General features: G+C 60.1%; 24 protein-coding genes. 14 read left to right on the top strand and 10 right to left on the bottom strand.

Going from position 1 to position 24836, the window contains the following annotated elements; translation table 11 throughout:
* Window positions 1–6: 6 nt before the first annotated feature.
* Complete coding sequence (locus tag PQR32_RS01820) at window positions 7–570, bottom strand: GlcG/HbpS family heme-binding protein (RefSeq protein ID WP_408221866.1); 564 nt, start codon at window positions 568–570, stop codon at window positions 7–9.
* Between the two features lie 363 nt (window positions 571–933).
* Window positions 934–1212: a YciI family protein gene (locus PQR32_RS01815; protein ID WP_408221865.1), complete on the bottom strand. Its 279-nt coding sequence runs from the start codon at window positions 1210–1212 to the stop codon at window positions 934–936.
* Between the two features lie 508 nt (window positions 1213–1720).
* Here PQR32_RS01815 and PQR32_RS01810 point away from each other — a divergent pair.
* Window positions 1721–2854: an FAD binding domain-containing protein gene (locus PQR32_RS01810; RefSeq protein ID WP_408221864.1), complete on the top strand. Its 1134-nt coding sequence runs from the start codon at window positions 1721–1723 to the stop codon at window positions 2852–2854.
* A gap of 134 nt (window positions 2855–2988) precedes the next feature.
* The gene (locus PQR32_RS01805) at window positions 2989–3426 is read left to right on the top strand and encodes a hypothetical protein (RefSeq protein ID WP_408221863.1); all 438 of its coding nucleotides are present in this window, start codon (window positions 2989–2991) and stop codon (window positions 3424–3426) included.
* 5 nt (window positions 3427–3431) lie between these two features.
* On the opposite strand, the gene PQR32_RS01800 is transcribed toward PQR32_RS01805, so the two are convergent.
* Together PQR32_RS01800 and PQR32_RS01795 are read right to left on the bottom strand one after the other, a co-directional pair.
* Complete coding sequence (locus PQR32_RS01800) at window positions 3432–4856, bottom strand: efflux transporter outer membrane subunit (RefSeq protein WP_408221862.1); 1425 nt, start codon at window positions 4854–4856, stop codon at window positions 3432–3434.
* Window positions 4853–5827 (bottom strand): HlyD family secretion protein, encoded by a 975-nt coding sequence (locus PQR32_RS01795; RefSeq protein ID WP_408221959.1) that lies wholly within the window; start codon window positions 5825–5827, stop codon window positions 4853–4855. Before PQR32_RS01795 ends, PQR32_RS01800 begins: the two co-directional genes overlap by 4 nt.
* A gap of 54 nt (window positions 5828–5881) precedes the next feature.
* Here PQR32_RS01795 and PQR32_RS01790 point away from each other — a divergent pair, with 54 nt between their 5' ends.
* Both PQR32_RS01790 and PQR32_RS01785 read left to right on the top strand, forming a co-directional pair.
* Window positions 5882–6022, top strand: coding sequence for a hypothetical protein (locus tag PQR32_RS01790; protein ID WP_408221861.1), 141 nt, complete (start codon window positions 5882–5884; stop codon window positions 6020–6022).
* A gap of 414 nt (window positions 6023–6436) precedes the next feature.
* Entirely contained in the window at window positions 6437–7576 is a 1140-nt protein-coding gene (locus PQR32_RS01785) for an FAD binding domain-containing protein (protein ID WP_408221860.1), read from the top strand.
* A gap of 65 nt (window positions 7577–7641) precedes the next feature.
* Here PQR32_RS01785 and PQR32_RS01780 read toward each other — a convergent pair whose 3' ends face one another.
* Window positions 7642–8946, bottom strand: coding sequence for a porin (locus tag PQR32_RS01780; RefSeq protein WP_408221859.1), 1305 nt, complete (start codon window positions 8944–8946; stop codon window positions 7642–7644).
* Between the two features lie 342 nt (window positions 8947–9288).
* Between PQR32_RS01780 and PQR32_RS01775 the strand changes: the two genes are divergently transcribed.
* The 8 genes from PQR32_RS01775 to PQR32_RS01740 all read left to right on the top strand — a co-directional run bounded on the left by PQR32_RS01775 (window position 9289) and on the right by PQR32_RS01740 (window position 17914).
* Window positions 9289–10194 (top strand): LysR family transcriptional regulator, encoded by a 906-nt coding sequence (locus tag PQR32_RS01775; RefSeq protein ID WP_408221958.1) that lies wholly within the window; start codon window positions 9289–9291, stop codon window positions 10192–10194.
* 292 nt (window positions 10195–10486) lie between these two features.
* Window positions 10487–11599 carry an alkene reductase gene (locus PQR32_RS01770; protein WP_408221858.1) on the top strand — a complete coding sequence of 371 codons (1113 nt, stop codon included), beginning with the start codon at window positions 10487–10489 and terminating at the stop codon, window positions 11597–11599.
* Window positions 11600–11866: 267 nt separating this feature from the next.
* Window positions 11867–12505, top strand: a complete 639-nt coding sequence (locus PQR32_RS01765) for a TetR/AcrR family transcriptional regulator (RefSeq protein ID WP_408221957.1) — start codon at window positions 11867–11869, stop codon at window positions 12503–12505.
* Window positions 12506–12800: 295 nt separating this feature from the next.
* Complete coding sequence (locus PQR32_RS01760) at window positions 12801–13286, top strand: VOC family protein (RefSeq protein WP_408221857.1); 486 nt, start codon at window positions 12801–12803, stop codon at window positions 13284–13286.
* Window positions 13287–13288: 2 nt separating this feature from the next.
* On the top strand, window positions 13289–14512 hold the full coding sequence (locus tag PQR32_RS01755) for an FAD binding domain-containing protein (protein WP_408221856.1): 1224 nt from the start codon (window positions 13289–13291) through the stop codon (window positions 14510–14512).
* A gap of 79 nt (window positions 14513–14591) precedes the next feature.
* The gene (locus PQR32_RS01750) at window positions 14592–14954 is read left to right on the top strand and encodes a DUF485 domain-containing protein (RefSeq protein WP_408221855.1); all 363 of its coding nucleotides are present in this window, start codon (window positions 14592–14594) and stop codon (window positions 14952–14954) included.
* Window positions 14951–16585 carry a cation acetate symporter gene (locus PQR32_RS01745; protein ID WP_408221854.1) on the top strand — a complete coding sequence of 545 codons (1635 nt, stop codon included), beginning with the start codon at window positions 14951–14953 and terminating at the stop codon, window positions 16583–16585. The genes PQR32_RS01750 and PQR32_RS01745 overlap by 4 nt, the downstream gene beginning before the upstream one ends.
* Window positions 16586–16957: 372 nt before the next feature.
* Window positions 16958–17914, top strand: coding sequence for an AraC-like ligand-binding domain-containing protein (locus PQR32_RS01740; RefSeq protein ID WP_408221853.1), 957 nt, complete (start codon window positions 16958–16960; stop codon window positions 17912–17914).
* Between the two features lie 58 nt (window positions 17915–17972).
* Here PQR32_RS01740 and PQR32_RS01735 read toward each other — a convergent pair whose 3' ends face one another.
* Together PQR32_RS01735 and PQR32_RS01730 are read right to left on the bottom strand one after the other, a co-directional pair.
* Window positions 17973–19346, bottom strand: coding sequence for an MFS transporter (locus tag PQR32_RS01735; protein ID WP_408221852.1), 1374 nt, complete (start codon window positions 19344–19346; stop codon window positions 17973–17975).
* Between the two features lie 138 nt (window positions 19347–19484).
* The gene (locus tag PQR32_RS01730; RefSeq protein ID WP_408221851.1) at window positions 19485–20618 is read right to left on the bottom strand and encodes a porin; all 1134 of its coding nucleotides are present in this window, start codon (window positions 20616–20618) and stop codon (window positions 19485–19487) included.
* A gap of 539 nt (window positions 20619–21157) precedes the next feature.
* Here PQR32_RS01730 and PQR32_RS01725 point away from each other — a divergent pair.
* On the top strand, window positions 21158–21715 hold the full coding sequence (locus PQR32_RS01725; protein ID WP_408221850.1) for a 4-hydroxylaminobenzoate lyase: 558 nt from the start codon (window positions 21158–21160) through the stop codon (window positions 21713–21715).
* Between the two features lie 135 nt (window positions 21716–21850).
* Here PQR32_RS01725 and PQR32_RS01720 read toward each other — a convergent pair whose 3' ends face one another.
* From PQR32_RS01720 to PQR32_RS01710, 3 genes are all read right to left on the bottom strand, one after another.
* Window positions 21851–22432, bottom strand: coding sequence for an NADPH-dependent FMN reductase (locus tag PQR32_RS01720; RefSeq protein ID WP_408221849.1), 582 nt, complete (start codon window positions 22430–22432; stop codon window positions 21851–21853).
* Between the two features lie 244 nt (window positions 22433–22676).
* Window positions 22677–23366, bottom strand: coding sequence for a nitroreductase (locus PQR32_RS01715; protein WP_408221956.1), 690 nt, complete (start codon window positions 23364–23366; stop codon window positions 22677–22679).
* A 120-nt stretch (window positions 23367–23486) separates the two neighbouring features.
* Window positions 23487–24458 (bottom strand): LysR family transcriptional regulator, encoded by a 972-nt coding sequence (locus tag PQR32_RS01710; RefSeq protein ID WP_408221955.1) that lies wholly within the window; start codon window positions 24456–24458, stop codon window positions 23487–23489.
* 104 nt (window positions 24459–24562) lie between these two features.
* On the opposite strand from PQR32_RS01710, the gene PQR32_RS01705 reads away from it, so the two are divergent.
* Window positions 24563–24835 carry a hypothetical protein gene (locus PQR32_RS01705; RefSeq protein ID WP_408221848.1) on the top strand — a complete coding sequence of 91 codons (273 nt, stop codon included), beginning with the start codon at window positions 24563–24565 and terminating at the stop codon, window positions 24833–24835.
* The last annotated feature ends 1 nt before the right edge of the window (window position 24836 follow it).

Genomic DNA, 24836 nt, shown 5'->3' with positions numbered 1-24836 from the left:
CCGGATTCACCGAGCGGTCGATGCACCGATCGATTCGATTGCGCCCTTGACCATCTGTTCATCTATATCCGAAGGCGCCCCGCTCGCGCCCAGCGCGCCCAGCAGGTGTCCGCCGGAAAAGATCGGCAGGACGCCACGCCCCGGCAGAAACGGCGCGTAGTAGCCAGCGCTGGACACGTTGCTGTATTCCGACGGGTCGTCCTTGAAACGTTGCTCCAGCGTCGCGCCCGACTGCCCGCCAAGCGCGACCGATGCGAAGGCCTTGCCGCGCGCGAAGTCGAGACTCGCAAAAGGCGCCCCGTCCATGCGCGCCGCGGCGATCAGATGACCGCCCGGATCCACCACGGCGAAGCTCAGCGCAAGATGGTGCGCACGAGCCTCAGCGGTGCCGGTGTCGATAAGCTTCATCGCCTGAGTCAAGCTCAGCGAATAGGTCCTGACAGCCGCAGTGAGTTCCGGCGTCGAGGTGAGATCGGCCGCGTCGGCTCTCTGCACGCCGGCGACGCATAGCGAACAAAGCGACGCGACCGCTGCCGCCTTGATCAACCGGAATGGACTATTGAACTTCACACTCGTCTCCTCTTTGTTACCGCGCGGCATGACTGCGCGGCTCGTCTTGAACTGAAGCGTACGTCTGCACCGTTCGAGAGTCGTAACCGGAAAGCCCGCACATTTACCGCTGAGTCCGATTAGTTTCATCGCGCTCGAACCAGTCACGTACAACACGATATGAGCCGCCCCGAACGATTTGCACGCTATGCAGGCACACACTGGATCTCTCAATACGGATCAGCCGATGGAGCGCCGGTTTTGTCGCCAGGTGGGGATGAATCGATACAGGAGGTGCCCGCCGCCGCGGAACTCCCGCCGCAGAATTAGACGGACATCGTCAAACACGGCACGGCGCATCGGCACGCGCCGGTCGTCAATCGCTCAACCCACCCGGCGATGAAAACGATGAATTCTGACTTCGTCCCAGACCCCAGCTGCGAAGAGCGGGTCATTGCGATTGAATGCCTCGACTTCGCCGCGCGTCTGCGCTTCCACAAGAAAGAAACTGCCGATCTTGTTCTCGCCGGCGTCGTCCACCAATGGACCGGATGTGACAAGCGTGATCGGCCCGCTCTCCAGATAGGCGCGATGTTTCGGGGTATTGGCATCGCGAAGGGCCAGAGCACCAGGCTTATCGGTGCAGAAAACGATCCAATGCATGATCTTCAGTTCCTGGCAAAGTCGGACGGGATTGGTATGCGCCTGCTGAGCGGCACAAAGAATCCCGTGGGTTGGTTCGCACGGGCAGCCTTTCGCGGTGCCTTGCGAATCTGAATAAGCTGTATGGCTGGAAAACTGATGCAGTATCGGTCCATCGCGGCGTAACCGGATGCGCTGCACGTCCTGTGACTTACCGAATGGTCCGATTTTTTTGACGTTGGGTAGGCCGACTTGCGCTGTGCCTGCATCCGTTCAGAATGATTTAGGTTTTTTAGCGCGCCGGACGAAATGCTTTCGAATATGCTCGATGGACTGTTCGTGAGTGTCCGGTCGTATGCGCCGCGGTCGAGCTATCTCCCCACGCGTAAACTGAATGAAAGTGCGCTGCCGGTTTGAACGGCAATGGATCGGCAAGCAGGCGGCGTGAACCACCAGTCCGCCGTCAAACGGCGACCACTTGCGCAGGCAGATCGCGGCCTAACGCCTCGACATTGAGCAGATACCCGATATGAAGATTGCAATCGCAGGCGGTTCGATTTCGGGGCTTGCAGCAGCCCTCACGCTGAATTGCAGCGGGCACGACGTGCTCGTCTACGAACGCTCTGCGCATGCGCTGCGTGGTCGGGGCGGTGGCGTGGTGGTGCTGCGGCGCATGCTGCGCTTCCTCGAGAATCACGGCCACTACTGCCGCGACATGATCAGCGTGCCCACGCATCGCCGCCGCTGGATCGATGTCAGCGGTTCCGTCACGCGCGACGAACCCGAGATGCTGCCCTTCTCGTCATGGGACGCGGTCTATCGCTCCCTGTGCAGCATGCTGCCGGCGGAGCGAATTCGCTACGGGTGCGAAGTGGCAGGCTTTGACCAGGACGCGCACGGCGTCGACGTTCATTTCGACGATGGCCAGACAGAACATGCGGACATCCTGATCGCCGCTGACGGTACCGGCTCACGCCTGCGCGCCCTGCTCTTTCCCGACTATCACGCGTCGTTCGCAGGCTATATCGCGTGGCGCGGCATTGTCGACGAAGCCACCTTTAACGCCACGGATATCGCCACTCTCGTCGAAAACATGACGCTGCACCGGCAGCCCGGCGAACTCTTCATGGCGTTCCTGATCCCCGCTCTCGACGGCTCGCTGGCGCCGGGCAAGCGGCGCTTCAACTGGCTGTGGTATCGCAACGAACCTGACGCCGAAAAGCTGCGACGGCATTTGACCGACTCCACCGGGCGCAAGCATCACGCCTCCGTCAGCGCGGGACAGTTGGCAGCAGCGTCGCTGGCCGACCTCAACAGTCTCGCCGCACAGCGTTTACCCGCCGTTTTGGCACAACTGGTCCTCGCAACGCCAGCGCCGTTCGTGCAAGCCATTTTCGATGCGTTGAGCCCCGCCTTCGTCGACGGACGGGTAGCGCTGGTCGGCGACGCGGCCTGCACGCTTCGCCCGCACACAGGCTCAGGCACGTCGAAAGCAGCAGACGACGCAGTGTCCCTTGCCGAGTTCTTGCCCCCAGACAGCGACGATGTTGCTCGACACCTCACGGACTGGGCCGCGGCCCGGCGCATCGCGGTCGCGCCCTTGCTTCAGAAAGGCCCGCAGCTCGCGGCCGTATTCGGACTTGGCAGCCCACTTCCAGAGTGACGTAAGCATCTGCGCCCGGGCGCCGGAGGAAACCCTGGAATTTAACAAGCTTTAATTTGGGTAACACTGTGCTATCGATCAAACTTGTTGGAGGTCAACACGCGTCGTGTCCGACACACATGTCTGAGGTAGCGATGAAACTCGACGACCCAAAGAGTCAGGACGGAACGCCGGCGTTCGAGTCCTATTTCATTCAGAGTGCGGACTTATCTAGTCAAGCCAGGAAACCGATGCATCTAACGTGGCCGATCCGGATTCTGGTCGCCGCCATCTGCCTTTTCTCTCTTGTCGAAATCCCGCTGGAATTGGATCCCGCGGGAGGCGCGACAGCCACGCTGGCGCTGGTCACGGCAAACGCAATATGGCTTGGTCTGGGTGCCGCGGCTTTGCGGGGGGTTCGCCGCGCCTTCGGCATTTTCATGATTCTGTGTGGGATCAGCCTTGTGGCGATCGTCCCCGGACTGCCCGACGAATATCGTCATTCCACGTTGATTTTCGTGCTGTCTTGTCTCGAGTGTCTATTGAAGGCGAGTCTGCTGTTTGCGTGGGCCGCATTCTCTGGTAAGCCCTGACGTCCTCAATCGTTGCGGGCGGCTTTCTCCATTCCTGGAGGTGCTTCGCTAGCAGGCGTCCATCCACCTCCAATCGCCCGTACCAAAGTGACGATGGCGACCGCCTGCGCCTGGCGGCTATGAATCAACTCACGTTGAATCGACAGCGCCTCGCGATCGGAATCGACAACCTCGAAATAGTCGACGTAACCGTGTTCGTAGCGGCTGCGCGACAGCCGGGCTGCTTGCGACGACGTCGAGGCCGCCTTCTCATAGGCGGCAATGCGCAGGCGCTGCGCCGCGACATCGTTCAGCGCATCCTGGACCTGCCGCAGGGCATCGAGCATGAGCGCTTTGGAATTGGCGTCCGCGATCATATAACCCGCTTGCGCGGACTCGATCTCGGCGCGTCGGCGGCCGCCGTCGATCAGCGTCAACGCCGCGCTAATGGCGAGGCCCCACACCGAGCTGTTACGGTCGAGGAACGAACTCAGATCGCGGCTTGCAAAGCCGCCGTCCGCCGTAAGCGTCAGGGTCGGCAGATACGCGGTCCTGGCAATGCCGATCTGCAAGGATGCTGCGTCCAGCCTGCGTTGCGCGGCATAGATGTCCGGGCGCTGTTCGAGCAGCGCCGACGGCAAGCCGACCGGGATATCGGGCAACTCGACGGGAGCAAGTCCCGCGCCGATCGTCAGATCAGTAACGGAGCGCCCTGTGAGCACCGCGAGCGCATCGACGAGATTGTCTCGTTCACGCTCGCTCTCGGCGAGGTCCGCGTTGGCCGTGTTCAACTCGGTGGCTGCGCGCAGGGCGTCGAGGTCGCTGGCGGCGCCCGCCTTGACGCGGCGCTGCACCAGTTGCAGCGCGGCCTGCCGGAGTTCAATGGTCTGCCGCAACTCCGCACTATCCTGTTCGACAAAGCGCAAGGTCAGATAGTCGCTCGCCACTTCCGTCGCAACGCGCAGGCGCACCGCGGCCGCATCCGCCTGCACCGCTAACGCATCCTCACGCGCCACATCGGCTTGGCCTTTGAGACGTCCCCACAGGTCGACCTCGTACGTGGCATCGACGGGTAGCGCCCATGTGCGCAGCATCCGCTTCGGCAACGCATCGTCCACTGTGCCGGAGACGCGGTTGCGCGAAAGCGATGGTCTGATTCCGACCGTCGGCACCTGGTAGGCGTCGCTGGCCATGACCAGCGCACGTGCCTGGGCAATGCGTGCGTTGGCCGATGCAATTTCGTAGTTGTTCGCCAACGCGGCATCGATCAGGCTGCCCAGCAGCGGATCGGCGAACAGTGCGGGCCACGCGCCGTCGGAGATGGCGGGCACATGGGTCGACGCAGCGTGGCGAAATGGCGCGTCGCTCAATGCAAGCGGCGTGCTTGATCGCGGTGTGACGCTGCATGCCGTGAGCGCGCAAACCGTCAGCAGCATGACGCGCCCGCTCATCGCGAGTTTCCCCGCGGCGCAAGCGTTGCCGTGACTGACAACCCCGGTCTGATCCGGTAGTCCGGGTCTTTCAGGCCATCAAAGCGTATCTTCACGGGCACCCGTTGGACCACTTTCGTGAAGTTGCCCGTCGCGTTGTCGGGCGGCAACAGAGCAAACTGCGCACCGGTGGCCGGTGCGAAGCTGTCGACGTGCCCGTGGAAAGGCGTGTCCGGCACCGCGTCGATGTGCAGATCCACGGCATCGCCGACCTCGACATGCCTGAGCTGCGTCTCCCGGAAGTTCGCCACGACCCAGACGTCTGCCTCGACCACCGTCAACAGCGGCTGCCCCGGCACAAGGCGCTGGCCCGTTTCGACAGTTTTCTTTCCCACGTATCCATCGGTGGGCGCGATGATATTGGTGTACGTCAATTGCAGCGACGCGTCGCGCAAGTTGGCAGTGCTCTGCGACTCCAGTGCCCGCGCCGCCAGCAAACCCGCCTGCGCCGCTTCGAGCTGAGCGGTGGCCTGGCGCACGCGCGCATGCGCTGTTGTGCGCGCGGCATCCGCCGCGTCGAAATCCTGCTGCGAGAGGCCCCGTGGTGCTTCTGCAGTCAGCTCGCGGGCCCGCACGAAATTCAGGTCGCCCTTGCGCGCGTCGGCAGTGGCGGCGGCAATGGCGGCTTCAGTCTGACTGATTTGCGCACGCGCGCTGTCCTGGTCCGATCTGGACTGCTCCACCCTCGAGCGTTGCAATGCGACCTGCACGTCAAAGTCACGTGTGTCCAGACGCACCAACACCTGACCAGCATGGACAAACTGGTTGTCGTCGACCAGCACCTCCTGCACCGTGCCGCTCACCCGGGATGAAATAGTGTGCAGGTGACCGGTCACATAGGCGTCGTCTGTACTGCGCTCACCCTTCACAAATGCAAAGGCCAGAACCGCGGCTAGCAGCAGCGCAAACGCCACTAGCGCGAGAATTGCCATTACCTTTGGCCGCGCGGACGATGTCGGCTCTTCACTGGTCTTGTCCAAAGTGAAATGGCTCCTCTGACTTGCGGGATTGCCTTGCTCACGACCATGCCGAACGCTGCGATTCGTGGTGAGCCGAACCGCAGCGACGCTGCCGGCGTTCTGATCGGCGCAAGTGGTTTTACTGCGTTCTTCGTCGCGCAGGGCTGAGGAGAGCGCCTGCCCTGTTTATGTGCCTCCAATACTACCGGGTTGTGCCATGAAAAAGCCTTGCCCAAAGCTTAATTTCCCTTAAGGAAACGATACCAGGTTCACGCTATGTGGCGGCATGGCACGCAATACGGTGTCTTCACTGACGACCAACTCGCGTGTGGGTGGCGATTGCCGACAGGCACAATGAATTTGAAAGACCTTAGCTGCACAAATTGGGAGGCGCAAGCGTCAGAAAGGACGTTGACGTTGTGCGCGCTTCTTCAGAACAATTAACCTTGCCGACCTCACCTGCTTCTGCCGGCCGAGGCATACACTGGGCCTATGCAGTCGGGCTTTTGTAGACGGCCGAGGAAAGCCAATCAGACGAGCGACTCGCCTTATAGCCCCCAACAAGACCATCAGGAGCGCGATATGGGCCATGCCGCCCAACCCCGGGCCGCCATCATCGGCGGCTCGCTTAGCGGCCTGTTCACCGCGACTGCGCTTCGTGCGGTCGGCTGGGAGGTCGAACTCTTTGAGCAGTCCCCTAACGAACTCGACAGCCGGGGCGGCGGAATCGTACTGCAGCCGGACGTCATGGAAGCCTTCAGGTTCGGCGGGGTCGCACTGCCCGCCCCTCCCGGCGTGGACTCCGGCGAGCGCATCTATCTCGACCAGTCCGACCGCATTATCGAGCGGTTCGACATGCCGCAGACGCAGACCTCCTGGAACCTGATTTACAGCACGATGAGACGTGCGTTACCGCCCGAAGTCATTCACCCGGGCGAGCGCTTCACCCATTTAGAGCAGATCGGCGAAACGGTCACCGCGCATTTCGAAAGCGGCCGCGTGCAACACGCGGATCTACTGGTCGGCGCCGATGGTGCGCGCTCTACGGTCCGCGCCCAGTTGCTGCCTGGCCTCGAACCCTCCTATGCAGGCTATATCGCGTGGCGCGGCCTCGTCGAAGAAAATGATCTGCCCGCCGAAGCCGCGGACATTCTGCGTGACCGCTTCACCTTCCAGCAGGGCGAAGCGCATCTGATACTGATCTATCTCGTACCGGGAGAAGACGGTGCGGCCGAGCCTGGCAGGCGCCGCTGGAACTGGGTCTGGTATCGGCCAATGTCGCCCGACAACCTGAAGACACTGATGCTCGACCGGCACGGCAAGCAACGCAGTACCTCTTTGCCGCCCGGCGCCACGAAGGATGACGATATCGTCGAGTTGCGCACGGCCGCCAGCAGGCTGCTTGCCCCAACTCTACAACTCCTCGTGAAAGCGACGGCCGAACCGTTCGTTCAGGCAATTCAGGATCTTCGGGTGGAACAGATGGTGTTCGGCCGGGCCGTCCTGCTCGGTGATGCCGCATATGTCCCACGTCCACACACCGCTGGCAGCACCGCCAAGGCGGCCGCGAATGCGGTTGCGCTAGCTCGTACCCTCTCGGCCGGCGACACCCGCTTGCAGTCCGCCCTGTCCCGTTGGGAACTATCGCAAAGACGGCTAGGGATCAGCATGTCGGAACTCGGCATCTCCCTGGGCGACCGCATTATGAAGCCTCGCGGTTAGCGCCTGACCGGAATGGTGAAGACCGTCGCGGCGGCAACCGCAGCGCCGCCGCTGGTGATCAAGGCTTAGAAACGGTGGGCCAGTCCTATCGTGTCCACCACCTGCTGGTTTCTCGCAGACGGCGTCAGTCCCGCGATCGACGCCACCGCGCTTTGTCCCAGCGAGTTCGTTCCGGAGGCACGCTGATAGGCGGCGACCATATAGACGTCCGTGCGTTTGGAGAAAAAGTAATGGGCACCGACCGTCACCTGCTGATAGCGGGCACTCTGATCATTGGGACCATCGTCCTTGGTGAACGAATACGACAATCCCAGTGTCACGGGTACCGAAACCTGATACTGCAGGTTCGCTTCAACCGTATTGAAGGTAGAGCTGCCCGCGTACGACAGCGGATTGGGTCCCGAAGACGAACCCAGTCCGGCAAATCGCGTGTTGGTATAGACGAGGCCCAGCGTCGCCGGGCCAGCCATGTATGAGCCGCCCGCACCAAAGATCTGCTCGCGGTGCGCCGACGCGTAACCCGCGATGATCGGGTTTCGTTGTGCGGTTGTCGCCGACCCCAGGGATCCAAAATTGTTCGTTGCGGCGCCGCCCGCCGTGGGCGTTGCTCCATACATCGAGATATTGGGTTCAAACGCGTCCACAAACGCGATGCCCAGACGGACTGCGCCGCCGGTATAGCCCATCCCGACGGACCAGATCTGATTCTCCGAAAAACTACCCGCGACACCGCCGGCAGCATACAGTGCGTTGGCAGTGATGCCGTTCCACGTGGGCGAGGTGTATTTGAGCGAGTTGTTCTGCCGATTCGTACCGCCGATGTTGTCGAGATCATCGGGATGGGATCCGATATAGCCGGCCCACTGCGTAATGACCGCGAGGGGAGACACGAAATCCCACATCGACGAATACTGGCGGCCGAACGTGACACGCCCAACCGGCGCCGATAAGCCGACAAACGCCTGCCGGCCGAACAACAGCCCGCCTTGGCCCAACGTGCCATTCGCCGCACTAAATCCGTTTTCGAGCGTGAACAGCGCGGTCATCCCCCCACCGAGATCCTCCACTCCCTTCAGGCCGAAGCGGCTGCCGAAGTAGGCGGATGTCGTTGCGTCCATCATGGAGTATTGTTGCCGCCCTGTCAGTTGACCCGCCGAGCGGCCCGTCTGTGCATTGTTCACGAAAACAATGTCCGGATCGACCACCCCGTACAACGTGATGCTGCTTTGCGCGTGGACCGCGGAAATAGACATCGTCAGCAGCGCAATTGAAGCCCCTATCTTTTTCACTGAAAGATCCCCTCTTGATGTAGTCGAAATTTTTTCGACATGAGTAGTAGTCCAACCTAAGCGGGTTCGATCCCGGCGCACATGATCATCGTCAGCGAACGGCGCCTGTCGGTCCGCATGTCGTCGCTTTGTTCCTTGCGGCAAAATATAAATGATCGATTGATAACTTGCAACGCGCCGCGTGTTGGGGTATTGCCTGATTTCGTCCCCACATGCCCGTGTGTTTTAATTGTTCGACTGATAATCAGAGCACGTTCGATCACGACCGGGTCCTGATTCGCTTGCAACGTCAGGTCGCCGACCAGACAGGCGTTTCCACATCCGAACGATCGCCTGGTCTGAGGATATTTCGTGGAGACTGCATGGCGGCGCTAATCCGTTGGCGCGGCCATCGCAATAGCAGCACGCCGGATGGAACAAGTTATGGACAAGCTATCGGCTCTGCGGGCATTCGTGGAAGTCGCCGAGGCGGGCGGTTTTTCGAGTGCGGCACGACGCCTCGATCTGGCGACGTCCTCGGTCATGCGCTCCGTCGATTCGCTCGAGAAGCAGCTCGGCGCCGTACTGCTCAATCGAAGCACCCGCCAGGTCACCCTTTCCGACGCGGGGACTTCCTACTACGCCAAGGCCAAAAAACTCCTTGAGGATATGGCTGACGCGGATGCGTCAGTTTCGGACAGAAGCGGTGAGCCATCGGGCCCACTCCGCGTTTCCGTGCCGGTCGCATTCGGCTCCCGACGCATCGCACCTGCCCTCGCGGCGTTTCTGCGGAAATACCCAAAGCTCCAACTGGACATCAAACTAAGCGACGCTTTTGTCGATCTGGTGAGCGAGCGAATCGACGTCGCTATTCGCCTCGGTGAGGTGGCGCCCATGGCCGAGGTTGTCAGCAAGCGCGTGGGCATCTTCGCTCGTTATCTCGTCGCGAGTAGCGAATACCTCGATCGAGCAGGCTATCCCGCGTCGCCCGACGAATTGGCAAACCACGAATGCCTTCGATTCACCTACACGACAGAGCCTCAAGTCTGGACGTTTTCGAGTGGTAACGAAGAAAAGCGTGTGCCCGTGGGCGGCCGGCTCAAGGCAAACAGCTCCGAAGTTCTGCGCGAAGCGGCGCTGGATGGGATGGGTATCGCGCTCCTTCCCGACTGGCTGGTGGAATCCGACGTTCAGTCAGGAGCCCTCACGCGGCTGTTCGCCGAATTCGAGGCGGGCCCCAACGACGCACGGGCTGTTGTGAGCGCGCTCTACCTTCCCAATCAACGCGGATCGCACAGAGTGAAAGCGTTCATCGATTTCGTGTCCGAACTGGCCAACGGGTCTGAGTGACCGCTCGCGTCAATCAATAGCAGCCGGCGTTCGGCCGCTGCTGGCCAATGCCGCCACGCCGGCAACACCTTCCTCGAGCTTTGCATGCCACGCAATGCTGCGTGGCGCGCCGTTGGGATTCCGCCCAAGTCCGGTCTCACCTACCCTTACATGCATCGACCAACCGCACAGACCGGTAGCGCCGGCGCATGACGGTCAACCGCGACCGCCAGTCGCGCGGCGATAAGCGGAGCTGCGAAATGCAAACGGCGGGTCTGCACGGCACACTTCACATCCTTGACGGAGCTACACCATGACGAAGCACCTCTTCAATCCGATCAAACTCGGCCGGCTCTCCCTCGGCCACCGCATCGCGATGGCGCCCCTTACGCGCTCGCGTGCAGGCCGATCGGGCAATGTGCCGACCGACCTGAACGTCGAATACTATCGGCAACGCGCCAGCGCGGCGCTGATCGTGAGTGAAGCGACGCAGATTTCACAGCAAGGCCAAGGCTATGCGTGGACGCCGGGTATCCACACAGAAGAACAGATTGAAGGCTGGCGTGCCGTCAGCAAGGCTGTGCACGAAGAGGGCGGTCACATGTTTCTTCAATTGTGGCACGTCGGCCGTGTGTCACACCCCGTGTTCCAGCCCAATGGCGGCCTGCCCGTTGCACCGACCGCCATGCCGGTGCCCGGAAAGACGTTCATTCTCGATGAAGCCGGCAACGGCGTGTGGGGCGACGTACCGGTTCCGCAGGAACTGACCGTCGAAGGCATTCGGGACATCGTCGCCGACTATCGGCGCGCCGCAAGCAATGCGATCGCGGCCGGCATGGACGGCGTCGAAATTCACGCGGGGAACGGCTATTTGCTGGACCAATTCATCAACAGCAGCAGCAATCATCGGCAGGACAGCTACGGCGGCAGCATCGAAAATCGCGCAAGGCTGCTGCTCGAAGTCGTCGCTGCGGTCAGCAACGAAGCGGGTCCGCAGAACGTCGCTGTTCGCCTGACACCGATGGGACGGTTCATGGGTATGAGTGACGAAACGCCTGAGGCAACGTTCGGCTATATCGTGCGAAAGCTCAATGACTATGGCCTCGCCTATCTGCATCTGGTCGAGCCGGCGATGGTGGGCACGGAGAAGGACGAGAACTTCGATCCGCGTTGGGACGCCATCATCAAACTGCTGCGAGACGAATACAAGGGCGTGTTGATGATCGCCGGCGGCTATGATCGTGAGACCGCGGAAAAAGCGATCGCCAGCGGGCGGGCTGATATTGTCGCGTTTGGACGACCCTTTATCGCGAACCCGGATCTGCCGGCCCGCCTGCGCAGCGGCCACCCGCTGAATGCCGCCGACAGTAGCAGCTTCTTCGGTGGCGATGCGGCCGGCTACATAGACTACCCTGCCATGACTTGAGCGGGAACTTTCGCACCAGGCCACGGTGGGCGAAACGAGTACCGATACCGGGCCGGTCTAACTGGCCCGTGTGCGGCGCCCACTGGTTTGAGATCGCCTCTTCGAACCTGCTATATTTCCCTCTCCAGTGATCATCCGATAAGGGAACGAGGGAAGAGGATGCCAAAGCCGAAGCGCCCAATCAAGCACCCCAAAGGGCAAGTCGAAGAGGGGCTCGCCCATGCTTCGCGAGACCTGGCGGAGGCGCCGGTAACCGCCACGCGGCGCATGCTGCCGGAAGACCGCGAACAGCAGATCGTCGAAAAAGCGATCGAGCATTTCGCCACCCACGGCTTTTCCGGCAGTACCCGCGAACTGGCCAAGCAGATCGGCGTGACACAGCCCCTGCTCTATCGTTATTTCCCTAGCAAGGAAGCGCTGATCGACCGCGTCTACAACGAGATCTACCGTTGGGATCCGCAATGGGAAAGCCTGATCGCCGATCGTTCGATTCCTCTTCAGGAACGCTTGTGCACGCTCTACAAAGCGTATTCACGGGTGATCCTGCAGCGCGAATGGATTCGCACTTTCATTTTCGCCGGCCTGACTCGGGAGGGCATCAACACCCGCTATCTCGACAAGCTGCGTGAACGCGTGTTCGGACCGGTGATGCGGGAGTTGCGCGCCGCCTATGGCATTCCGGCACCACGTACGCGCGCCGCGCAGGAAGCCGAACTCGAACTGATCTGGAGCCTGCATGCGGGCATCTTTTATATCGGCATGCGCAAGTGGGTATACGGCCTCCCCGTACCCAAGGATCTCGACGCGCACGTCGAGCGCATGGTCGACGTCTTTTTGAACGGTACACCAGCCGTGTTGACGAAGATGACGACCGCTGGCGCCACGCGCGTACGCTCAGCCTCGTAGAGTCTGCTGACGCTTTCGTCGTCACCGCTCGCGTGACGTGAAGCGGCGTCGGCAACCGCTGGTGCCGCGACGACGGCTGGTTCCGACGCCATGGCAATCCGCATGGAGACCGCAACGGCTCGCCTGCCCGATGCGGCCCAATTTCCCCGCACTTAACTTACGATTGCGCCCGAGCTGCCACCACCCAGCAAAACAGTAGGGTAAACACCGGCGCATCATTGCTTTCTCCCAAAGACACGTTGACCTACAATTTATCAACCGATCACTAATCGATCGATAAATTGCAGGAGGCCTCATGGCGATCACCAAGCTAGCCCATTACTCGATTCGTACAACCGACCTCGAAAAATCGCGCCGCTTCTATGAACGGGTTCTCGGCTTCAAACAGGGATACCGGCCGCCCTTCGATTTTCCGGGCCTTTGGCTCTACAAGGGCGGAGACGAAGCCGACTTCGGCACGGTGCATATCATCGGCGTCGATCCGGAAAATCCGGAAGGACTGACAGCATACCTGGGCGACAAGGAACTCCCAGCCACCGGCACCGGTACCGTCGATCACATCGCCTTCCTTGCGACCGGCGTCGAGGACATGTGGAAAACGCTGGAAGCGGAAAACGTCGCGTGGCGCGATCGCACCGTGCCAAGCCTCGGACTGCACCAGATTTTCATCGAAGACCCCTCGGGCGTCACGATCGAGCTGAACTTTCCCGCCGCAGAAGTGGCGCATCTCGCGATCCCACATCCGGGCGCCGCTAAAGAAGCAGCAAACACAGGAGATTGAACATGATGAACGCTGCTAGCAAACCTAAAGCCATCGTGGTCGGCGGTTCCTTGGGTGGACTCTTCGCCGCGAACCTTCTCACGCGCAACGGCTGGGACGTCGACGTATTCGAGCGGATTCCCGAGGAGCTCGCGAGTCGCGGAGCCGGGATCGTGACTCATCCTGAACTGTTTGAAGCCCTGAGCGCAGCCGGCGTCCAGATCGACGACTCGATCGGCGTCAAGGTGCAAGCGCGGGTGACGTTCGACCAGCAGGGTGCCGTGCTCTCGGAACGGGCAATGCCCCAGACACTCACCGCGTGGGGCAAGATGTATCACGTCCTGCGCTCTGCCCTGCCTGACGTTCACTACCATTCAGGAGGCACCGTCGTGGCTGTCGAAGACGGCCCCGATCATGCGACGGTGAAGCTCGGCGACGGAACGGTCCATCGGGCCGACATCGTCATCGCCGCCGACGGATTCAAATCCGCCATCCGGGAGCAGTTTCTACCCGAAGTCAAGTTGGAATACGCCGGCTACGTGGCGTGGCGCGGGCTCGTCGACGAGATGAGCTTGTCGCAGCAAACCCGCGACGCGCTGTTCGAGAAGTTCGCGTTCTGTCTGCCGCCACGCGAGCAGATCCTCGGCTATCCCGTGGCCGGTCAAGGGAACAGCACTGTGCCCGGCGAACGCCGCTATAACTTTGTCTGGTACCGGGCCACCAGCGAGGACGTCGACCTGCCGAACCTGCTGACCGACGCGACCGGAAAACGCTGGACCGGAGGGATTCCGCCAACGCTGATCCGCCCGGATGTCCTTTCGGATATGGAAGAAGCCGCAGTTACGCTGCTCGCACCGCAGTTTGCCGAGGTCGTGACACGCGCGACGCAGCCGCTCTTCCAACCCATCTTCGACCTCGAGGTGCCGCGCATGGCGTTCGGCCGAGTCGCATTGTTGGGCGACGCGGCGTTCGTCGCTCGCCCGCACTGCGGCATGGGTGTCACCAAGGCGGCGAGCGACGCCATGGCGCTGGTCGCGGCCCTCACCGCCACCGCCGACGTTCGCGGCGCACTGGCCGAATACAGCCGCGTGCGCACCCAGGTGGGCGCAGCCATCGTCCAGCATGCGCGTCACCTCGGTGCCTATATGCAGGCACAACTCAAGAACGACACCGATCGTTTGATGGCTGAGCGCTATCGCACCCCAGAGGCCGTCATGCGTGAAACAGCCGTATCCGCGCGCTTCTGATTGCTTTGCACAGAACAGCCCGGCCCTCGGGCCGGCTCATTCGCTCAGACAGATAAAGGGCGATTCGAAAGGAGACATCATGGAGCACACCGTCCCAACCTACCAGGCCGCCGAGCGGCATGGCGCCGCGGATCGGGCCGTCACGGCCAATCCCTTGCTGAACGATCCACGCTTCAAGGCGCTGGTGCGTGCGCGCCGGGCGTTCTCATGGACGCTTACGCTTCTCATGCTGACCGTCTACTTCACTTTCATCCTGACGCTCGCCTTCTCGCCCACGCTGCTCGGCCACCCGGTCGCCCAAGGTTATTCGACGACCTGGGGTATCCCCATCGGTTTCGGCATGTTCGTTTTTACTTTCGTCCTCGTAGCCGTGTACGTCGCACGTGCAAACTCGTCTTACGATCGCGCCATTAGCGAGATCAGGAACGGAGTCCGACCATGAAGCGCCTGACTGCTTTAGCAAGCCTGTTGCTCACAAACTTTCCCGCATGGGCCGCGGGTTCATCGGGCGTCGCGCAGGGACACAATCCCATTGCGATCGGCATGTTCCTCGTGTTCGTCGCATCCACGCTTCTGATTACCCGTTGGGCGGCCCGCAAGAATCACAGCGTTTCCGACCACTACGCCGCGGGCGGCAAGATCACGGCTTTCCAGAACGGCTGGGCCATTGCCGGCGACTACATGTCCGCAGCGTCATTGCTCGGCATTTCGGCCCTCGTCTTTACGAGCGGTTATGACGGTTTGATCTACTCGATCGGCTTTCTCGCCAGCTGGCCAATCATCCTCTTTCTGATTGCCGAGCCGCTACGCAACCTCGGGCGCTATACCCTGGCCGACGTCGTATCGTACCGCCTGCAACAAGGCCCAATACGCGCATTTGCGGCGTCGAGTTCGATCGTGATCGTTCTGCTCTATCTGGTTTCGCAGATGGTGGGAGCAGGCAAGCTCGTCGAGTTGCTGTTTGGCTTCAACTACACGATTGCAGTGGTAATCGTCGGGGTGTTGATGGTCGTGTATGTGTTCTTTGGCGGCATGTTGGCCACCACGTGGATCCAGATCATCAAGGCGGTCCTGCTTCTGGCAGGCGCCGCCTTCATGGCGTTCATAGTCCTTGACCGCTTTGGGTTCAGCCTCAATGCGCTCTTTTCGCAAGCCATTCTCGCGCATCCCAGGCATCTGGCGATCATGAGTCCGGGCGGTCTCGTGTCGGATCCGGTTTCCGCGGTGTCGCTGGGCCTCGCGTTGATCTTCGGCACTGCCGGATTACCCCACATCCTGATGAGATTCTTTACGGTGGGTAACGTCAAGGCTGCCCGCAAAAGCATTCTTTACGCGACCGGCATTGTTGGCATCGGCTATGCCCTGATCATCATCATCGGCTTCGGCACGATTGCATTGGTCGCGATGGATCCGAGGTATCACACGTCGTCGGGTTCCGTGATTGGTGGCGCGAATATGGTTGCGATCCATCTCGCCCACGCGGTAGGTGGCAATATCTTTCTCGGCTTCATCTGCGCGGTGGCTTTCTCGACCATCCTGGCTGTGGTCGCGGGCCTGACGCTGGCCGGCTCGTCGGCCATCTCGCATGACCTGTACGCGAATGTGATCCGCAAAGGCAAAGCTTCGGATCACGAAGAAATGCGTGTTTCAAGGATAACAACGCTCGTGCTTGGCGTACTGGCCATCCTGCTCGGCATCGCGTTCGAAAAGCAGAATATCGCGTTCATCGTGAGTCTTACCTTCTCGATCGCCGCCAGCTCCAATTTTCCCGTGCTCCTGCTTTCCATCTATTGGCGAGGATTGACAACGCGCGGTGCTGTGCTCGGCGGCTCGCTAGGGCTCGTAACGGCCGTCGCACTGACCATCCTCAGTCCGACTGTTTGGGTTCAGGTGCTTGGACATGCCCATGCCATCTACCCGTATGAATACCCTGCGCTCTTCTCCATGATCGTTGCATTCGCCGGTATTTTCGTCTTCTCCCTCACCGACAGGTCGGCACATGCCGCTCGGGAGCGCAGTCTGTACGACAATCAACTCGTCAACTGCGAACTTGGCATGGTGGAACAGGGCTAGTCCCACGTCAGCACATATATATAAAAAGGCAGACAGCTTCTTGGGTTGTGCTTGCGGCCGGCGACATGGCGGCTCGTTCGTGAACGCGCCTCTCCCTGACAGAACGCTTTCGAGCCACACGAATTGGATTCTGCGCCGTTCCTGCTGGGTGTTTGGTTGCGCACTTGCATATGGCGCGCTGGCTGATGCGCGCTACAACGGCTACAGTGCAATGGAGATGACACGTGTGTGTGGTCTGGTGTGCGCCGCGCAGCGCTGCGCGGCATTTGCCGCAGCCTGCGCGGGACGCCGCCGAATCCGTACCGATCGTTGAATCAGGCACCGGGCCGCCAGGCATGACGACCATATGGCGTGCCGCATGAGGAGAAGATAATGGGCGCAAGCATGAATCTCGACGAGGTTCCCGTCAGTCGGCGCTTCAGTTACTGGCGGGACATGGCCGAAGAACTGTATGTCCCGGTCAGCCTCTCGTGCAGTTCGCCGAAGACATTCCGCTTTCAGTGGGACAGTCGTTTCGTGGGCGATACATGGGCCGGCACATCGTTGATGACGCCGTTGCATGTTAGCCGGACACGTCAGCATATTGCCCGCTCCGAAAACGACGCAATCAAGGTGATCGTGCCCTTGTCGGGTGCGATCTCGGTCAGTCAGGACGGCCATGAAGCGCAGGTGCGCGCGGGGCAGTTCTTCGTCATCGATCCAGCAAAGCCCTATGAGGAATCGATCACCGAAGACCTCCACTTCATCTGGCTGCACGTGCCCCGCGCGTCGGTCACAGCACAGATCGGACGGATCGAAGCGGTCACAGCCACCGCCCTTGGCAACGAGACTCCTTACGCTCGACTTTCAATGAACTATGTGCTGAGCTTGTCGAAAGTCTGGGACGACATGACGGGCGATGCCGGCGCTCACGCGAATTCAGTGGCGCTGGATCTCCTGACCATGGCGTTCTGGGAACGGACGCAGCAGGTGCGTCTCCACACGAGCGTCCATCGCACCGCGCTGTTCCAGCGAGCAAAGTCGTTTATCGATGAACATCTGGCAGACCCATCGCTAACGCTTGCCGGCGTCGCGGCAGCACTGGATATCTCCACGCGACACGTGCGGGAACTGCTGGCGGAGGGTGGCGTGTCGTATCGGCGATATGTGCTCGAACAGCGGCTTGCGCGTTGCGCAAAGGACCTTGCCGATCCATGCATGGCACACCGAACCGTGACGGATATCGGGTACTCATGGGCATTCTTCGACTCCGCACATTTCAGTAAGGCATTCAAGGCGGCATATGGCATATCGCCGCGCGACTATCGCTCGATCGCTTATCGGCTTTGAACCGGCGGTATGCGCCATATGGCCGCGATGGACTGGACTGCTGTTGTATCGCCGCACCTCATGGACTCGGATCAACAATCGCCGCCTGCAAGCTTCCCTGCTTGTTGTTGACCGATACCGCGACAAGCAATGCGATGGCTGCGACCAATGCGGGCGCGGCCATCGACGTCAAAATGGCGATCATGCTGTAGCCGGCAGCAGAAAGCGCTCCGCCACCAAGCGCGCCGAGAATGCCTCCCAAGCGCCCGATGCCCAGCATCCACGCAACGCCGGACGCGCGCCCGTGTGTAGGATAGAAAAGCGCCGCGAGGGCCAGCATCGACATTTGCGCGCCCGTCATGCAGACACCCGCCACGAAGGTCGCGATTCCAAGCGAATGGACATTGGCCGTGCCTTGTCCCATCGCGCAGACAGCGGCGCCCAGCAACAGAAATGCGAGGGCGACCACTCGCCATGGATTGAAGCGGTCCATCAACCAGCCACAACCCAATGCGCCGATTACGCCTCCCGCCGGAAACAGTGCCGACACCAACGACGCCTGGCGCAAGGTGAACCCCGCGTCATGGATCATCGTCGGCATCCAGCTCGTCAGCATGTAGTAGACAAGCAGGCCCATGAAGTACGCCAGCCACAGCATCAACGTGCCGAACCTGTAACGAGTAGAAAGGATGAGAGCAAGCGGCGCGTTTTCCTTCTCCCCTACCCGGTCAGATACGGAGAACTTTGAAACAGTCACCAGCTCACCATTGGCAATTCTTCGAAGTACCCGGCGAATCCGATCATCCGGCCAACCCTTGATCACCATGAATCGCACCGACTCCGGCAGCGCAACAAGGGCACATGCAAGTAGGACGGGCGCAATGCCGCCCGCGAGGAAGATCGAGCGCCATCCGAAGTCAGGTATCAATGCAGCCGACACGACACCACCGGCCGATGCGCCTAAGGTGAATCCGCAGAACATGACGTTTAGCAGCAAGGATCGAGATCTCGCCGGCACATATTCCGACAATAACGTCGTCGAGTTGGGAAGTGCGGCGCCAAGCCCAATTCCGGTTAAAAAGCGAAAGACCGACAGTTGCCAAACACCCGACGCGAACACGCAGGCAATCGTCCACACGCCGAAAAAGCAGACTGATCCGATCAAAACCTTGCGACGCCCGATCCTGTCGGCAACAGGCCCTGCCAGCAGCGCACCGATTGCGAGACCCACGAGCGCCGCGCTCAGTACGGGTCCAAGCGCCATTTTTGTTACTCCCCACTCTTTCGCGATCGCCGGCGCAACGAAGCCGATCGCGCTGGTATCGAGTCCGTCCAGCGCGACGATCAGAAAACAGCAAAACAAAATCAGCCACTGATAGGGTGAGAACCTACGTTCGTCAATGAACTGTTCGACGTTGAGTATCTTCTGCTCGCCGATATCGTGTGTGCTCATGCAAACTCCGTGATCAAGCGGGCGGAGTGTTCGCCAGAACACTGTCCGCCCGCCTTGGTTGATGATTGCCCTGCGGATTCACGGAACACGATGCCCATCGCTTCTATCGGGCAACTCGCGCGCCGTCCTGGTGCCCAGTTAGAACAGGTGCCGAATCCCTGCCATCGCACCGAACTGACCCATGCCCGCCGCCGGCGTTGTGCCCCCGCCGCCCACGCTCGCAGAAAAACGCGCCTTGGCGCTGTTCCACAAATACGTACCGCCGATATAGACAGCAGTGGCTTTCGACAGGAAATAAGTGGCGCGAAGCGTTGTCATCGTTGCGCGCGCATCCTGCTCCCGGACCACGATCCGAAAGCCTTCGCCATCGATCACAAAGCTCGGTGTCACGAAATACTCGGCGCCTACGAAGTAGAGATTCGACCGTACATCGGGCGCCGCAGGGGAGTTCGTCTCGACATGTCTTCCGAGCCATCCCGCTCCGACCTTCAACCCGGCAAATTTCACGTAACCGTTCGCCGCGATACGCGTGTCCTTGTCCGCACCTGACGCGGTGGGAAAAGTGCCGATGCCGTCAAAGAAATTAGCGGCGGCGTTTGCACCGCCTCGCTGTTCGTCGTACGCAGTTGCAACGCCAAAGCTTGCCGCGTCGTACTTGAGCATGGCACTCCACTCGCGACATGGATTGAACTGGCCTGGAACCTGACCGGCGCATGTGCCCTGTCCCGGCGAATTGCCGGTGCCGGCCGCATCGCGCCCGAACGAATACGAGGCGCCGACTGTCACCCCTTTGTAGGTGGCTTTGTAGACAATACTGTTATCGCTCCGCGCATTGGGCAGATAGTTGTCCAGCGCGCCAATCGCGTGGACATCGGGGCCCAGCATGTCCGCATCTGACAAAGCCCAGTAAACCATGTTGTACTGGCGCCCGAAGGTCAGCGCCCCCCACGGCCCTTCAAGGCCTACCCACGCCTGGCGCCCAAAGAGCCGTCCTCCTTGCCCAATGTCTCCAGCTCTTGTATTGAAACCATTCTCAAGGGTAAAGATGGCCTTCCAGCCGCCCCCGAGGTCCTCGGCTCCGCGGATCCCCCACCGGGACGGCAATTCCCCACTGATGGCCGGCATCCGAACGACGTGGTCGCCGGCGGAATTTGCATGAGACACGTACTCGACGCCGGTATCGATCAAACCATACAGTGTGACGCTGCTTTGTGCGAAGGCCGATGCACTCAACATCCCGAGACCGAACGCTGCTACCCTTCCACGTTTCATACTCCTCCCAATGATTGGTTAGTCGCTTCGTTATCCAAAGTACTTTATCTGACACGGATCATTGGTCCGGAGCTTATGTTTGCAAATAAAAAGCAACAACACGGTGAAACACGGGGCGACGGAAATCCGAACCGCATCTGCCGAACGTTTGGAAAATTTAAATTCTCTTGTCAGGACCCAGACGAATGTACTTTTCTTTTCGCGGCGTGATCATCGGTGTTTTTCATGCACTAACTTCCTTAAGAGAGAACCACTGGACGCCTCGAATATCGAAATGAATTGTGTTCATATGCCTATTGAACGCAGCAACTCGTAGCATCCGCGGTGTCCCGACCGGTTTCCATTCAGTAGGCGGCACTTGAACATCATTCAATGTGGTATTGAAAACTCTCCCCTTCGTCATCGAGCAACGATGTGGCATCGTGACCGCAGCGGTGAGCGCCCAGTTGTTATGCGTCGACGGGCAAAGCCCACCATCTTCGACGCGGCGTCGTCGATTCGGACTGCACAGGCAGCCCTTCAGACCAGTGAGGACCAATTTGTCACAAGCTAATAAACCAAGCAGTAGAGATGAACTGATAGCGAAATGTCTGCCTTTTCTTGAGGAGGTCAAGGATCTGACTACGGGCAATGAGGTCGAACAGTGGCTCAATGAAAAATACGGCACATCGAGCGAGTTCTATAAAGATATCAAGCGCCTGATCACGATTGGCGTAGTGGAAGAAGGCTGGGCGGCCAACGTTGAAATATCCGGACGCCGTTATCGGCGAGCACGTCTTGTCGACCCTTCAGAAGAGACCTTTGGATTCAGCATCACGGCTGTCTATATGGACAGCACCGGCAATGACCAGAACAATCCTGAAGGAAGCTTCCGGGGCGATTACCACGCGCATCCCTACGGCGAATTCAACATGGTGGTGTCGCTAAATGAAGGCGCGGCCCTCGCCGGTCCGAACGGCTGGTGTTATGGCGGCTGGACCGCGCCGGCGCCGGGCAGTCATCACTATCCGGAAGCAAAGGGCGGTGCAATTATCGCTTTGTTTTTCCTGCCTGCAGGGCGCATTGCGTACAACGTCAAGGCGCCTGACGCAAACTGATCACGCGCAGGACCCGTCGGTAACGGCGTGTTCTGCGCTTGCGTCGCTTCGACACTGGTTTTACTTCAATCCGGAAGCTGGAGCGCCAGAACTGCATCACGCCGGGCGCGTTGAATTGCGCCCGGGCACTGACAATCAGTTGGTGGTCAGTTGCCTTGTTACGCCAACGAGGCCAAGACCGATACGTCGCACTTCGGCGTCCGCCTTCTCATCGACGAGTGCGCCGTTCTCTGCAAATGCCTGATGGGCAGAACCCAGCGAGAACCCTTGAGGAATCAGGATCGCGCCCAGCTTCTCAAGCACACCCCGCATTCCGAGCATTGCACGAATACCGCCCATCGGCCCCGGTGACGCCGAAACAACCGCTGCGACCTTACCGGCGAAAAGTGTCAGGCCGGAACTTCCGGTCGTGGTCGGCCTGCTTACCCAGTCCAGCATGTTTTTGAGCACAGCGGTGTAGCCACCGTTATGCTCAGGCGAAGCGACTAACAGCGCGTCATGTCTGGCGAACAATTCCTGCAGTGCTCGAACCCGCTCAGGGACACCATGCGCACTCTCGACATCAGCGTCATAAATCGGCAAGGGAAAGTCAGCGAGTGTGATAAACGTCACCTCCGCGCCATCCGTTTGCGCCGCAAACGCGGCTATTTCCAACAGTTTTCGATTAAGGGAATCACGGCGGGAACTCCCACAAAAGGCAAGGATCTTTACGGTCATATTCTGACAAGTAGTGGAGTCAAAAAAAGATTGAGGTGAACCGATTGAACAATTGCTGGCTGATCCATATCGTGTGTTCAGCTGAACCGCGATCGTGTCGCATACACAGTTTGGGACGCCCGCCCGGTGCGTATGGCTCGCGGATTATTCGGCAATGCGAATGCGCGCAGCGCAACCGCAACGTACGTGGATTCTGAAATGGAGAACGACTGGTTTACCGGTCGAACAACAACAGCCTTCGGCTCTACGCCTCTTCATCGAAGCCGACGAACGTTGTAAATCTTTCGACCGTCTCGCGCGGAATTGCGAGTCTGTTGACCACTGAATCGTGGTCTGCGTAACCCAGCGACATACCACACACCACGTCAAAGCCCGGCTCGAGTGAGAGATGCTCGGCGATGACCGTCTGATAGCGTACAAACGACACTTGCGGGCACGTATCAAGGCCTCGTGCGCGAGCTGCGAGCATGAGCGTCTGCAGAAAAAGACCATAGTCGAGCCAACTGTACTTTTTCAGTCTCGCGTCGATAGTGAAGATCAGGCCGACCGGTGCCCCAAAAAAACCAAAGTTTCGGCCTGTGGCGCGGGCGCGACCGGCAACGTCCGCCTTGTCGATACCAAGGGCACCGTAGTATCGCGCGCCGAACTCCTCCTGCATCGGGCGATAAGCCTCCGGCATGGGGTCTGGAATATGCTGTAGCGGCGGATGCAAATCCGCGACATGGGCGCGCACAAGCGCCTCGCTCAGCGACTCCTTACTTCGTCCGCGCAGCACGTGAACCCGCCACGGTTGCATGTTCGAGTTGCTTGGCGCTGTGCGAGCGACATCGAGAATGTCGATGATGTCTTTCTGTGAGACTGCATCGGGACGGAAAACGCGAACGGCTTTCCGTGACCGGATAACCGAATCGACGATTTGAGCGTCCGAATGCATTTGATGACCGGTCTCCGCGGCGTTAGGGATATCTATATGCATAGTGTCCCCATGATGGCATAGCCAGAACATCAAGCGCGGTGAAAAGACTGCAAGATGATCTTGAAGGAAACGGGACCGCTAGCTTCGAACCTGCCTGCCGATGTCGAGTATCTGCGCCCGCAGCCACTGCAACGCCGGGTCGTGGGCGTTCCGCGCATGCCACACCGCTCTGACCGCGGACTCCGGAGGCGGGTACGGCGTCGCTCGCGTTTTCAGCTCGCCGTAGCGCTCGAACTCGCGTCCCAATGGGGAGGGTACGATGGCGAACATCTCACTGTGACGCAGCAACGCAGGGATCGCCAGCGAATGGGCCACAGCGACCCTCAGCCGCGGTCGCGCCGATTCCTCTGGAAAGGCATCTTCCAACGCCTGCCGATCGAACATTTCCGACTGTCGCGCCAAACCCCGCTCGACGATAAAGCCGCCAACAGCGCCCTCTTCCGCGCCACCGAGCGAGACAGCGACAAGTGGGTAGCTCAACAGGTCGTCGTGAGTGACCGTGCGCTCGCCAATGGGGTGATCCTGACGCATCACCAGCACATCTCTCTGCTGCCACACCATCATCGACTGGAAGCGCGGAGGCACCTCCGCAAAAATTCCAATGGCGATGTCGATCCGGCCAATGTCAATCTGCCCGGCGAGATCCAACCGCGTGGAAGGCCGTATCACAAGATTGACCATCGGAGCTTCGGCGGCAAGTCTCTGACTGAGACGGCCGAGAAGAAGCATCGTGATGTAGTCGTTCGCCGCGACGACAAACTCACGTTCAGCAACGTCGGGCCGGAACGGCTCGTCGCCCAGCGCCACTTGAATCTGGTGGAGTGCGTTGCGCAAGGGGGCTGCCATCGCGACTGCACGCGCTGTCGGCTCCATTCCTTTCGAGGTCCGGACGAACAGGTCGTCCTCCAGTGCGTCCCGCAACCGCCCCAGCGCGTGGCTCACGGCGGACTGGCTAAGATTCAACCGCTTTCCGGCAAGGACCAGATTGCGGTCCTCGAATACTGCGTCGAATACACGCAAGAGATTAAGGTCGATCCGGCCGAGGTTCATATTTTTGACTGGTTGGCGTTGCAGTCGGATCATTTTACTCGCGGTAACTCGTGCTTCGGCGACTGCACTGCGAAGGCATCGACAGGAGGATATAGGACGCGTCGGTGACGGCTAAACTAGCTCTGAAAATCGTGCCAGGTCGAAGCGTCGCGGGTTTCCATAAAACCAACATCGCAACGAAACGCGGCAAGCTGCTTCAGGCGACGCTGAACCAGACGTCTAATCAGTCTGTACGACAATCCGAGTACGTGAGAGGCGTGTTGGTGTCGGATGTCACCGCGCCAACGAACATGTCGGATTCGAAAGATCTGCTTATGTTGCTGAAACCTTTGTTTGACGATAACCAGGTTGCACAGAACAGCGACACGTGGCAATAGA

Origin of the sequence: Paraburkholderia dipogonis (genome assembly GCF_046027395.1) — a bacterium.
GTDB classification, from domain to species: Bacteria; Pseudomonadota; Gammaproteobacteria; order Burkholderiales; family Burkholderiaceae; genus Paraburkholderia; species Paraburkholderia dipogonis_A.
Note: the sequence above shows the minus strand (reverse complement) of the source record. Positions and strands in the feature narration are given on the sequence as shown.

What these genes read in the sequence shown, in the direction of transcription:
- PQR32_RS01815 (WP_408221865.1), bottom strand. Translation starts at nt 1,212, where the DNA reads ATGCATTGGATCGTTTTCTGCACCGATAAGCCTGGTGCTCTGGCCCTT.
- PQR32_RS01810 (WP_408221864.1), top strand. Translation starts at nt 1,721, where the DNA reads ATGAAGATTGCAATCGCAGGCGGTTCGATTTCGGGGCTTGCAGCAGCC.
- PQR32_RS01805 (WP_408221863.1), top strand. Translation starts at nt 2,989, where the DNA reads ATGAAACTCGACGACCCAAAGAGTCAGGACGGAACGCCGGCGTTCGAG.
- PQR32_RS01800 (WP_408221862.1), bottom strand. Translation starts at nt 4,856, where the DNA reads ATGAGCGGGCGCGTCATGCTGCTGACGGTTTGCGCGCTCACGGCATGC.
- PQR32_RS01795 (WP_408221959.1), bottom strand. Translation starts at nt 5,827, where the DNA reads ATGGCAATTCTCGCGCTAGTGGCGTTTGCGCTGCTGCTAGCCGCGGTT.
- PQR32_RS01790 (WP_408221861.1), top strand. Translation starts at nt 5,882, where the DNA reads ATGGCTCCTCTGACTTGCGGGATTGCCTTGCTCACGACCATGCCGAAC.
- PQR32_RS01785 (WP_408221860.1), top strand. Translation starts at nt 6,437, where the DNA reads ATGGGCCATGCCGCCCAACCCCGGGCCGCCATCATCGGCGGCTCGCTT.
- PQR32_RS01775 (WP_408221958.1), top strand. Translation starts at nt 9,289, where the DNA reads ATGGACAAGCTATCGGCTCTGCGGGCATTCGTGGAAGTCGCCGAGGCG.
- PQR32_RS01770 (WP_408221858.1), top strand. Translation starts at nt 10,487, where the DNA reads ATGACGAAGCACCTCTTCAATCCGATCAAACTCGGCCGGCTCTCCCTC.
- PQR32_RS01765 (WP_408221957.1), top strand. Translation starts at nt 11,867, where the DNA reads ATGCTGCCGGAAGACCGCGAACAGCAGATCGTCGAAAAAGCGATCGAG.
- PQR32_RS01760 (WP_408221857.1), top strand. Translation starts at nt 12,801, where the DNA reads ATGGCGATCACCAAGCTAGCCCATTACTCGATTCGTACAACCGACCTC.
- PQR32_RS01755 (WP_408221856.1), top strand. Translation starts at nt 13,289, where the DNA reads ATGATGAACGCTGCTAGCAAACCTAAAGCCATCGTGGTCGGCGGTTCC.
- PQR32_RS01750 (WP_408221855.1), top strand. Translation starts at nt 14,592, where the DNA reads ATGGAGCACACCGTCCCAACCTACCAGGCCGCCGAGCGGCATGGCGCC.
- PQR32_RS01745 (WP_408221854.1), top strand. Translation starts at nt 14,951, where the DNA reads ATGAAGCGCCTGACTGCTTTAGCAAGCCTGTTGCTCACAAACTTTCCC.
- PQR32_RS01740 (WP_408221853.1), top strand. Translation starts at nt 16,958, where the DNA reads ATGGGCGCAAGCATGAATCTCGACGAGGTTCCCGTCAGTCGGCGCTTC.
- PQR32_RS01735 (WP_408221852.1), bottom strand. Translation starts at nt 19,346, where the DNA reads ATGAGCACACACGATATCGGCGAGCAGAAGATACTCAACGTCGAACAG.
- PQR32_RS01730 (WP_408221851.1), bottom strand. Translation starts at nt 20,618, where the DNA reads ATGAAACGTGGAAGGGTAGCAGCGTTCGGTCTCGGGATGTTGAGTGCA.
- PQR32_RS01720 (WP_408221849.1), bottom strand. Translation starts at nt 22,432, where the DNA reads ATGACCGTAAAGATCCTTGCCTTTTGTGGGAGTTCCCGCCGTGATTCC.
- PQR32_RS01715 (WP_408221956.1), bottom strand. Translation starts at nt 23,366, where the DNA reads ATGCATTCGGACGCTCAAATCGTCGATTCGGTTATCCGGTCACGGAAA.
- PQR32_RS01710 (WP_408221955.1), bottom strand. Translation starts at nt 24,458, where the DNA reads ATGAACCTCGGCCGGATCGACCTTAATCTCTTGCGTGTATTCGACGCA.